The organism is Caballeronia humi, from assembly GCF_001544475.1.
GTDB lineage: Bacteria > Pseudomonadota > Gammaproteobacteria > Burkholderiales > Burkholderiaceae > Caballeronia > Caballeronia humi.
On sequence record NZ_FCNW02000157.1, the window covers coordinates 1 to 1,878 of the forward strand.

General features: G+C 58.0%; 2 protein-coding genes. Both read right to left on the bottom strand.

The window, feature by feature from the left end; all coding sequences use genetic code 11:
* Positions 1-312 precede the first annotated feature (312 nt).
* Entirely contained in the window at positions 313-1,128 is an 816-nt protein-coding gene (locus tag AWB65_RS34685) for an HpcH/HpaI aldolase/citrate lyase family protein (RefSeq protein ID WP_087671240.1), read from the bottom strand.
* 36 nt (positions 1,129-1,164) lie between these two features.
* Positions 1,165-1,878: electron transfer flavoprotein subunit alpha/FixB family protein (locus AWB65_RS34690; protein WP_087671241.1), on the bottom strand; the 714-nt coding region annotated here is incomplete at its 5' end.

Sequence of the window (1,878 nt, forward strand, 5' to 3'; positions counted from 1 at the left end):
GGCCGCCGACAGTCCAGCCGGGCCACCGCCAACGATCACGACGTCATATTCCATCGACTCGCGGGGACCGTACTGCTTCTGCAGTGCCTGAGTATCAATCATGAGTCTCGCTTCTGGGAGGAAACGCTTTGCGAAGCGTGGCGCACGGGCGCACGCGCTGCCGCCTCAAGGCGCCAGCAGCCATCTGCAAGATACATCGATCTGCCACACTGACGTGCTAATGCAGTTCTTCGTCTGATGCGGCGCAGTCGCGTTTTCGTTTTCGTTTTCGGCGGAGATTGCATTGCGTGGACCTTTCGAAGGGCTCGCTGATCAGGTCCTTGCCAAATCCACCACACGCTTCGCCCGAAGCACGACAGGCCGATCGATCATCTTGCCGTCTATCGAAATCGCAGCCCCGTTGGCTCTGTCCGACGCATCAAGTACCTGCTTCGCCCATGAGACTTCAGCTTGAGTAGGTGCATAGCATTCGTTCACAATCGAGATCTGCTTCGGATGAATGCAAAGCTTGCCGCCAAATCCTCGCCGCTTGCCATGTTTCGTTTCTGAGGCCAAGCGATTTGCATCGTCAATGACCGGGGTGACACCATCCACAGGCGCGCCAATTCCTGCGACCCGGGAAGTCATAACCAACTGCGCTCGGAATGGATCAAGTTCGACCCCGTCCGACTCCATGCCCATGTCTGCGATAAAGTCGAGCGTCCCGAACATCAGTTGGTGAACGAAAGGCGCCTTTGCGATTTCCATCACGTTCCACATTCCCTGGGCCGATTCGATTAACGGAAAGACAGGTATCCTCGCTCTCGTCAGCGAGACAAGTGCAATCACATCTGACGCGCTCTCCGTTTTCGGCAGAACAATGCCTGCAATACCTCGAAGCCTTGCAAGTTGCGCATCCTCAGCAAACCAGGGCGAATTGCTCGCGTTGACTCGCAACAAGACGCTACGGTCGGGCCTCAACCATTCGGCCACCGCGCGACGCGCATCAATCTTTGCGCCGACCTCCACCGCATCCTCCAAATCGATAATAACGGCGTCTGCACCACTGTCGAGCGCCTTGTCGAAGCGATCTGGCTGGCTACCCGGTACAAACAAAAATGAGCGGTTTTGTGGGTTGACGTCGGACATCTTTATTCTCGAAGAGCAAGTTAGGCGCACACGGCGTCAGAGAGCGGCGGTGAGTTCCGGCACGAGCGCGAACAGATCGCCGACGAGGCCGTAATCGGCGACGCCGAAGATCGGCGCTTCCGCGTCCTTGTTGATCGCGACGATGACCTTCGAGTCCTTCATCCCGGCCAAGTGCTGGATCGCGCCTGAAATGCCGACTGCGACATACAACTGCGGTGCGACGATCTTGCCGGTTTGGCCGACTTGGTAGTCGTTCGGGACGAAACCTGCATCGACCGCTGCACGCGATGCGCCGAGCGCCGCGTTGAGCTTGTCGGCGAGCGGTTCCAGAACTTTCGTGTAGTTTTCGCCATTGCCCAAACCACGACCACCCGAAACGATGATCGACGCCGATGTCAGTTCCGGACGATCCAGCTTCGTGAGTTCGCGCGACACGAATTGAGAAATGCCCGCGTCCGCCGCCGCTCCGATCTTCTCCACCGATGCACTACCGCCCTCGGCCGCCACCGGATCGAAACCCGTGGAGCGGACGGTGATCACCTTGATCGCATCGCTCGATTGGACGATGGCGATTGCGTTACCGGCATAGATCGGACGCTCGAAGGTATCGGCGGAATCGACTGCGGTGATATCGCTGATTTGCGCGACATCTAAATGCGCCGCGATGCGCGGTGCGATGTTCTTACCGTAAGCGGTAGCGGGCGCGAGAATGTGCGAATAATCCTTCGCGATGTTCAGCACCGTTCCTTC

Excerpts from the sequence above, each read along its gene's own strand:
- AWB65_RS34685 (WP_087671240.1), bottom strand. The coding sequence starts at position 1,128 with ATGTCCGACGTCAACCCACAAAACCGCTCATTTTTGTTTGTACCGGGT.